A 7,963-nucleotide genomic window follows, 5' to 3' on the forward strand; every position below is an offset into this window, starting at 1 on the left:
CGAACAGACGCGTTACATGATCGACGAGGGGGCGATTGCGCGGATGAAGCCGGGGGTGATGCTGATCAATACGGGCCGGGGGCGGCTGATCCGAACCGATGCGCTGATCGAGGGGCTGAAAGAGAAAAAGATCGGGGCGGCGGGACTGGATGTGTACGAGGAGGAGGGGGAGTATTTCTACGAGGACAAGTCGGACAAGATCATCGACGACGATATGCTGGCGCGCCTGCTGTCGTTCAACAATGTGATCGTCACTTCGCATCAGGGGTTCTTCACCGGCGAGGCGCTGGCCAATATCGCGGAGACGACGTTGTCCAATATCCGGGATTTCGCCGAAGGGAAGCCGCTCGCGAACGAGGTGAAGGGGGGAAAATGATTCCCCCTGTTCCTTTCACTTTTCTTTTTCCCGGGGCTGCGACAGAAAATCGCGGATCCCGTGGGAGCGGAATGTGAAGCCGTGTGCGAGCAGTTTTTCCGGATAGGCGCACTGTCCCGACAGGATCAGCTGCGAGGCGCCGCCCCGGATCATCCGCAGCAGCACGCCCGGCAAGGGCAGGATCAGCCACGAGCGGAAACGGTGGGCCAAGGCCCGTGTGAACTGCCCCTGGTTGATGCGCCGCGGCGAAACCATATTGACCGGCCCGCGGATGGCCGGGTGGGTCATGACGAATTCTACGGCCCGCAGCAGGTCGTGCAGGTCGATCCAGGAGAAGTTCTGCATCCCTGAGCCGAACCGGATTGCGATGCGGTGCCGGGCGGGACTGGCTATCTTCGGGAATGCTCCCCCGTCCCACGACAGAACCGTGGCGAACCGTGCGATCACGCACCGAACGTCGGGCGAAACCCGGGCTGCTTCCGCTTCCCAGTCGCGGCACAAGTCCGAAAGGAAACCTTCTCCTTTTTTCGCGTCCGATTCCGCGTAACAGCCTGACGAGGGGTAATAGCCTACCGCCGATGCGGAGATGAAAAGACGGGGCTTCGTCCGGAGCGAATTGATGGCTTCGACGATAGCGTGTGTCGTGCCGATCCGGCTTTCGTATATCTCGCGTCTGTATGCTGCGGTCCACCGTTTGTCCAATGGCGCGCCTGCCAGGTTGATCACGGCGTCGCACTGCGATACCACGCCGACCAGCGTCTGCCGCTCTTCCGCGGCGAAAAGCTCTCTCGGTATCGGGATGATTTCCGTGCCCCGATCCCTCAAATATGCACTTAAATGGGTGCCTACAAATCCTGTGGCTCCGCTGATCGCTATTATCATAACCCGTATTCTCCTTCCGTCGTGTCCGGCCGCCGCCCCGTTTCCCTCTGCATATCAATATTCGTGCAGAATCCGATTTTTCATCTGCTTTTTTTCATTCCGGCTCTCGCGTATTGCACCGGCCATGGCTGGTCTTCATACAATTCCGATGCGGCGCGGAGGGGAAAGTACGGGTCGCGCAGCATTTCGCGCCCCAGCAGGATCAGATCGGCGTCCCCTGCTTCGAGGATGGATTCGGCCTGTGCGGGTTCCGTGATGAGCCCTACCGCGCCGGTCTTGATCCCGGTCTCTTTGCGGATAGCGGCGGCAAAGGGCACCTGGTACCCGGGTCCGGCCGGAATCGCGGCTTCGGGTACTAATCCGCCGCTCGATACGTCGATCAGGTCGACGCCTCTCTGTTTGAGGTGGTGCGCCAGTTTTACGGATTGACTGATGTCCCAGCCGCCGTCGGCCCAGTCTGTGGCCGAAATGCGCACCAAGAGCGGCAGCCGGTCGGGGATCGTCTCCCGCACGGCGTCGACGGTCTCCGACACCAACCGGATCCGGTTCTCGAAACTGCCGCCGTATGCGTCGGTACGGTGGTTCGACAGCGGGGAGAGAAATTCGTGAAGCAGGTAGCCGTGGGCGGCGTGGATCTCGATGACCCGGAATCCGGCTTCGACGGCCCGCCGGGCGGCGCCTGCAAAATCGCGGGCTACCAACCGGACTTCCGGCGCGGACAGTGTCTGGGGTGCGGGCATCCGGTCGCCGAACGGGATGGCTGACGGCCCTACGGTTCGCCAGCCGCCGTCCTGTGCCGACAAATAACCTCCGCCTTTCCACTCGGAGGCGGTGCTGCCTTTGCGACCGGCATGAGCTAACTGGATACCGGGCGCGCAGCCCTGGGCTTCGATGAAGGAGGCGATCCGGCGCAGGCCCGGGATGTGGCTGTCGTCCCACAGGCCGAGGTCGTCGGGGGTGATGCGCCCTTCGGGCCGGACGGCTGTCGCTTCGACGATGACGAGGCCGGCTCCGCCCACGGCGCGGCTGCCGTAGTGTACTAAATGCCAGTCGCTTGTGTGTCCGCTGCGGGCGGAATACTGGCACATGGGCGACAAGGCGATGCGGTTGCGGAGTGTGACTGCCCGCAAGGTGAGCGGGGAGAATAGCTGGGTTGACATGATCCGGGTGTGTGGTTGATACGGTCTTTTTGCGGATTGCATATTTCGTGCCGCAAAAGCCGGTTCAATGGGTGTTTTCGATCAATAAACGGTAATAAACGTCGGGATTGTAGCGGTCGATCACCCGCTGCCGCCCGCGGCTGCCAATATCGGAAGCCAGCTGGGGATCGGCGGCCAGCCGGGCGAGCTGTTCCGCCAGCCGGTCTGCCGAACCGGGCGCATAGATCGCTCCGCATTTCCCGTGATCCACGATCTCGGGCAGGCCGGCCAACTCCGGCACGAGGACGGGTGTGCCGTAGTACATCGCTTCGATCACGGACAGCGGAAAGCCTTCGTACCACCGGCTGGTCACAACTGCGGCCTGCGCTCCGGTATAAAAGTCGGCGAGCTGTGCTTTGTCGAGCTGTCCCACGAGCTGCACGTTCTCCGGCACGGGAGGCAGTGCGTATCCCTGGGCGGCCATCCCTGCCACGCGAAATTCGAGGCCGGGCAGCCGCCGGGCGGCTTCAAACAGTAAGTCGATCCCTTTTTCCCGGCTCAGCCGTCCGGCGTAGGCGACATAGTGTCTCCCTCCTGCGACGGCGGCGGGAGAGGGGGCGGGCATGGAGGCGGGTTCGATGCTGTTCGGCACCACGGCGAACCGCTCTGCCGGAATGCCGGTATACCGGCTCAGTTTGTCCCGCTGGAAGTCGGACAGGGCGAGGAAGCGATCGACGTTCCGCGAAAAATAGCTTTGTGTCCTGCTCCACCAACCCCGCAAGGCGTACCCGAAGCTCCCCGCCCACGAACCTTCGCACTGATGGGCCAGGCAGTTCCACTCCCGCCCGGACTTGAACCCGCACCGCTCGCAAATCTCGCCGCGGGTGTAGAACAGGCCGGTCGGACAGGCCAGCCGGTAGTTGTGCAGGATCATCAGCACGCGCACGCCGCCTTTTTTCAGCACGGGCAGTATGGCGGGGGATATGACGGGAAAGAGGTTGTGGATGAGTGCGATATTGGGCCGCTCGCTCGCCACGAGTTCCCGTATTTCGCGCACGGAACGGGGGTTGTAGAGTGCGGAAAAGAGTGAGGCCAATCGCCCGAACTGCCACTCCCGGATCTCGTCGTACGACCGTTTGTACACAACGACGCTGTGCCCGTGCCTTTCGAGCAGCTGCCGCTGGAAGGCGACGACGTTTTCTTCGCCGCCAGCTCGGCTGTAGCGGTTATGTACGATCAGTATTTTCATACGTACAAAGATAGTAACCCTCTTTTACATTGTGCCGTATGAAACTGCCGCTTTCTTGAAAGAAAGACGGCATCAAAGAACTTTCAGATAGCTGCGCTACTCCTTAAGCTCCGCAATCCTCGGCTTTGGCGGGCGGAATGGGGGCTAAGCCCTTTCGGGCACCCCCATCCGCCGCGCCAAAATAATGACCCGGCAGGCCTTAGAATGCGAAGCATTCTCGAAAGTCTTTTTGGTTCTTTTTCTTCAGAAAAAGAACGGTTCCATACAGCACAAAGAAAAGAGAGGCGTATCTTTGCAGACGGTATGAAAATCTGCTGCATATTCAATATTGCGCCCCTTTACCGCGAGGGGATCTACCGCCGGATGGATGCCGACCCGGAGCTGGATTTCGACTTTCTGGCCGGCGAGGAGTCCACGGGGGGGATCGCTCTGATGGATATTCGGCCGCTCCGGGGATTTCGGGGCTATCTGCATAATGTGTACCGCAAGGGGGGCAAGTTGGTGTGGCAGAAGGGGGCGATACGGAAGGCTTTCTCGAAGAGGTACGATGCCTACATCCTGACGGGGAATCCGGGGATACGCTCCAATTGGATCATCGCGGCGGCGGCGCGGCTGCTGGGCCGCCGGGTCTATTTATGGTCGCACGGGCTGCACGGCGACGAACGGGGATTGCGACTGCGCAAGAATATGTGGTATTTCCGGCTGGCGGGACACCTGCTCCTGTACGGCGAGCGGTCTTTCCGCCTGCTGCTCGAGAGGGGGTATCCGGCGGAGCGGATGACGGTGATCTACAATTCGCTGGACTATGACAAGCAGGCGGCGATCCGCAACCGGATCGGAGACCGGAGCTTTATCCGCAATTATTTCGGGAACGACCTGCCGCTGCTTGTGTTCGTGGGGCGGCTGACGGCGGCTAAACGGCTGGATATGCTGATAGAGGCGCTGTCGATTCTGGCTGCGGAGGGGCGGGTGTGCAATCTGGTCTTGATCGGCGACGGCCCGATGAGGCGGGAACTGTCTGAAAATGCGGAAAGGCTGGGGCTGGCCGACCGGATCTGGTTCTATGGCGAATCGTATGATGATGAGATGATCGGGATGTTTCTGTATTACGGTGCGGCGTGTGTCAGTCCGGGAAATGTGGGCCTGACGGCGATCCATGCGCTGACGTTCGGTACGCCGGTGGTGACGCATGATGACGGGAATAAACAAATGCCTGAATATGAGGCGATCGAGCCGGGCGTAACCGGCTCGCTGTTCGCCGAGGGGGATGCGGCTGATCTTGCCAGGGCGATCTGTCGGTGGATCGAGTTATCTCCCGGGGAACGGGAGGCTGTCCGAAGGGCTTGTCATGCGGTGATTTCCGAAAAGTTCAACCCGGAGCGGCAGATGGAAATCCTGCGCTCGGTGTTCGGGCGGGGGGAAAAATGATTGGTACGCTATTTGACGTTCTTTGTAGGAAATAATATGCTACTGATATGGAGAACCAGGAGAATAATATTGAAAATCAGGAGTTTGAAAATAAGACGATGGAGAATGATGTCCCTGAACCGACAACCGATACTGACACGCTGACACCGGATGGGGAGGCTCAGGGGGCCGAAGTGACGCAGGAGGGTGACAAATTGGCGGAGGAGTGCAAGGCTTGGCAGGATAAGTATATGCGTCTGTCGGCGGAGTTCGATAATTTCCGCAAACGGACGCTCAAAGAGAAGATGGAGCTGATTTCGAGCGGGGGGGAGGATGTGATCCGGGCGATCGTTCCGGTGGTGGATGATTTCGAGCGGGCGGTGGCGGCGCTGGAGGGCAAGGAGCATGTGGCGGCGGAGTGTGAGGGAATACGCCTGATCTATCAGAAGTTCTTGGATGTGCTCAAATCGAAGGGGGTGGTGCCGATCGATGCGCTGGGCAAACCGTTGGATGTCGATTTCCATGATGCGGTGGCCAAGGTGCCGGTGGAGGAACCGGACAAAAAGGGGGTGGTGATCGATGTGGTGCAGACGGGCTATATGCTGAAGGATAAGGTCTTGCGTTTTGCCAAGGTGGTCGTCGGCGAGTAAATGGTTGTTTTGCTCTGGGTTGTTTGGTATCGTTCTTTGTCGATTTTCGTGTGGCTGTTCTGTGTTTCGCTAACCGGGTGGCGAGGTGGGTGCGGCTCGGCACTCGAACCGGACTGTAACTACCCGAAATATCCGCCGCAGGCTGCGACCCTGTTTTATTAACCGTAGGTTTATTTAGCACCGTGCCGGATGGAACCGTACCTTTTCTGAAGAAAAGGTACCCAAAAGACTTTCCGATAGCTGCGCTACTCCTTAGGCTCCGCAGTCCTCTTGCATTGCGCTTTCTTTGGGCCGGGGCAATAGACCGCTCTTTATATTGCGGTTCTTTAGAACCGCCGACCTTCGCGCCGAGCGGCTTCGCCGCTCGGGGGGGTGGGCGCGAGGTCGAACTGAGGAGCAGCAGAGCGGTCTATTGCTTCCGGCCCAAGAGGATCGAGACCAAGAGTACCCGGCAGGTTCAAGAGATGCGAAGCATCTCAAAAAGTTTTTCTGGTTCTCGCTAACTGCGCTGCGCTTGTTTTCCTCCTCGCCGCTCACCATAGTCCGCAAGCGGCCTCTGGATTCGCTGGCAGCGTCGGTTGTTCACAAAGAGAACAGTACCCTCCCGAACACGTACAATATAAACCTACCTTTCGTATGGGCCGGAGCACCCGGAAAATCGCAGGACAACACTGCAGATCGACAAATCGGCCCCGCACCGGGGTAATGACAAAACGAAGGAATAAAAAGAATCAAATTAGATAATGGCAGATAAGAGAGATTATTACGAAGTGTTGGGCGTAAGCCGCGACGCATCGCCGGACGAGATCAAAAAGGCATACCGTAAAGCCGCGATCCAGTTCCATCCCGACAAAAACCCCGGAGACAAAAACGCTGAGGAAAAATTCAAGGAGGCTGCCGAGGCTTACGATGTGTTGAGCAATCCGGACAAAAAAGCGCGTTACGACCAGTTCGGCCACGCCGGAATGGGCGGTGCCGGCGGAGCGGGAGGATACGGCGGATTCGGCGGCGAATACGGCGGATTCACGATGGAAGATATATTCTCCCGGTTCGGGGATATTTTCGGCGGAGGACGTTTCGGCGGTTTCGGCTCGGGATCGTCGGGAGGCTATGGCGGCAAGTCTGTGAACCGGGGCAGCGATCTGCGCGTGAAAGTCAAGCTCTCGCTGACGGAGATCGTCAAGGGGACGACAAAAAAACTGAAAATCAAGAAAGACATTTCTTGCGATCAGTGCGGCGGCTCGGGTGCGAAAAATGCCAATTCCTATACGACTTGCTCCACGTGCGGCGGCTCGGGGCATGTGACTCAGGTGGTCAACACTTTTTTCGGCCGCACGCAGACCACTACGACCTGTCCTACGTGCGGCGGCAGCGGCAAGGTGATTACCGATCCGTGTCCGAAATGCCACGGTAACGGTACGGTCAAGGGGGAGGAGGTTGTGGAAATCAATATCCCGGCGGGGGTCGGCGAAGGCATGCAGCTCTCGGTGTCGGGCAAAGGCAATGCGGCAAAGCATGGGGGGATAAACGGCGATCTGCTCGTGGTGATCGAGGAGGAGCCGCATCCGGAACTCAAACGCGAGGGGAATGACCTGATATATAATTTGCAGCTGAATGTGGCGGATGCGGTGTTGGGCAATTCGGTCGAAATACCGACGGTGGACGGCAAGGCTCGGATCAAGATCGAACCGGGAACGGTGGCGGGGCGTGTGCTGCGGCTGCGGGGCAAGGGTATTCCTGACTTGAATGGCTATGGTGCCGGCGACCTGCTGGTCGTGGTGGACATCTATATTCCGGCGCATGTGTCGCCGGCGGAAAAAGAGGCGTTGGAGAAACTCCGGACGTCTGACAATTTCAAACCGAAGGTTTCGGGTGGCAAAGCTCGGAATCTGTTCGAGCGGATGCGCAATTATTTTATCTCTTAACAAACTGACTTTACCTCCTCCGGAGATGGGGGGTTGGGAGGTCGTTTTATGGAAAGCGAAATACCTCCGCGGTGGCTATGGCAGAAGAATCTGAATTTCTGCCGGCAGTGGCTGCGGAGGTTTGCTGTTTTGTGCCTCAATTGCGGAATTGCGGCCTTCAACGCTGGAAATACTGGTGTAGGTTTTATTGTACGTGCATGGGAGGGTACTGTTCTCTTTAACTTCGCTTCGCTCGTTTTCCTCCTCGCCGCTCGGCAGAGCGTGCAAGCCCGCTCTGCTCTCGCTGGCAGCGTCGGTTGTGAACAAAGAGAACCAGAAAACCGACGCAGCAGCCG

At 58.8% G+C, this 7,963-nt stretch carries 8 protein-coding genes; 4 read left to right on the top strand and 4 right to left on the bottom strand.

The features are described 5' to 3' along the window. Positions 1–376, top strand: a 376-nt coding sequence (locus tag Q0Z93_RS08910) for an NAD(P)-dependent oxidoreductase (RefSeq protein ID WP_298064686.1), incomplete at its 5' end; no start/stop codon positions are given. A 15-nt stretch (positions 377–391) separates the two neighbouring features. Here the strand turns inward: Q0Z93_RS08910 and Q0Z93_RS08915 are convergent. The 3 genes from Q0Z93_RS08915 to Q0Z93_RS08925 all read right to left on the bottom strand — a co-directional run bounded on the left by Q0Z93_RS08915 (position 392) and on the right by Q0Z93_RS08925 (position 3,646). Then, positions 392–1,258 (bottom strand): TIGR01777 family oxidoreductase, encoded by an 867-nt coding sequence (locus Q0Z93_RS08915; RefSeq protein WP_298064687.1) that lies wholly within the window; start codon positions 1,256–1,258, stop codon positions 392–394. An 80-nt stretch (positions 1,259–1,338) separates the two neighbouring features. Further along, the gene (locus Q0Z93_RS08920) at positions 1,339–2,418 is read right to left on the bottom strand and encodes an NADH:flavin oxidoreductase/NADH oxidase (RefSeq protein ID WP_298064690.1); all 1,080 of its coding nucleotides are present in this window, start codon (positions 2,416–2,418) and stop codon (positions 1,339–1,341) included. A gap of 64 nt (positions 2,419–2,482) precedes the next feature. After that, positions 2,483–3,646 carry a glycosyltransferase family 4 protein gene (locus Q0Z93_RS08925; RefSeq protein WP_298064691.1) on the bottom strand — a complete coding sequence of 388 codons (1,164 nt, stop codon included), beginning with the start codon at positions 3,644–3,646 and terminating at the stop codon, positions 2,483–2,485. Positions 3,647–3,949: 303 nt separating this feature from the next. On the opposite strand from Q0Z93_RS08925, the gene Q0Z93_RS08930 reads away from it, so the two are divergent. The 3 genes from Q0Z93_RS08930 (at position 3,950) to dnaJ (ending at position 7,628) form a co-directional block, all read left to right on the top strand. Beyond that, complete coding sequence (locus tag Q0Z93_RS08930; RefSeq protein WP_298064693.1) at positions 3,950–5,074, top strand: glycosyltransferase family 4 protein; 1,125 nt, start codon at positions 3,950–3,952, stop codon at positions 5,072–5,074. 47 nt (positions 5,075–5,121) lie between these two features. Next, entirely contained in the window at positions 5,122–5,703 is a 582-nt protein-coding gene (locus Q0Z93_RS08935) for a nucleotide exchange factor GrpE (RefSeq protein ID WP_298064695.1), read from the top strand. Between the two features lie 743 nt (positions 5,704–6,446). After that, on the top strand, positions 6,447–7,628 hold the full coding sequence (dnaJ, locus tag Q0Z93_RS08940; protein ID WP_298064697.1) for a molecular chaperone DnaJ: 1,182 nt from the start codon (positions 6,447–6,449) through the stop codon (positions 7,626–7,628). 75 nt (positions 7,629–7,703) lie between these two features. Here dnaJ and Q0Z93_RS08945 read toward each other — a convergent pair. Continuing rightward, positions 7,704–7,963 (bottom strand): hypothetical protein (locus tag Q0Z93_RS08945; RefSeq protein WP_298064699.1); only part of this gene is annotated, 260 nt, incomplete at its 5' end.

Source organism: uncultured Rikenella sp. (assembly GCF_947628055.1).
Taxonomy (GTDB): domain Bacteria; phylum Bacteroidota; class Bacteroidia; order Bacteroidales; family Rikenellaceae; genus Rikenella.

Excerpts from the sequence above, each read along its gene's own strand:
- Q0Z93_RS08915 (WP_298064687.1), bottom strand. The coding sequence starts at position 1,258 with ATGATAATAGCGATCAGCGGAGCCACAGGATTTGTAGGCACCCATTTA.
- Q0Z93_RS08920 (WP_298064690.1), bottom strand. The coding sequence starts at position 2,418 with ATGTCAACCCAGCTATTCTCCCCGCTCACCTTGCGGGCAGTCACACTC.
- Q0Z93_RS08925 (WP_298064691.1), bottom strand. The coding sequence starts at position 3,646 with ATGAAAATACTGATCGTACATAACCGCTACAGCCGAGCTGGCGGCGAA.
- Q0Z93_RS08930 (WP_298064693.1), top strand. The coding sequence starts at position 3,950 with ATGAAAATCTGCTGCATATTCAATATTGCGCCCCTTTACCGCGAGGGG.
- Q0Z93_RS08935 (WP_298064695.1), top strand. The coding sequence starts at position 5,122 with ATGGAGAACCAGGAGAATAATATTGAAAATCAGGAGTTTGAAAATAAG.
- dnaJ (WP_298064697.1), top strand. The coding sequence starts at position 6,447 with ATGGCAGATAAGAGAGATTATTACGAAGTGTTGGGCGTAAGCCGCGAC.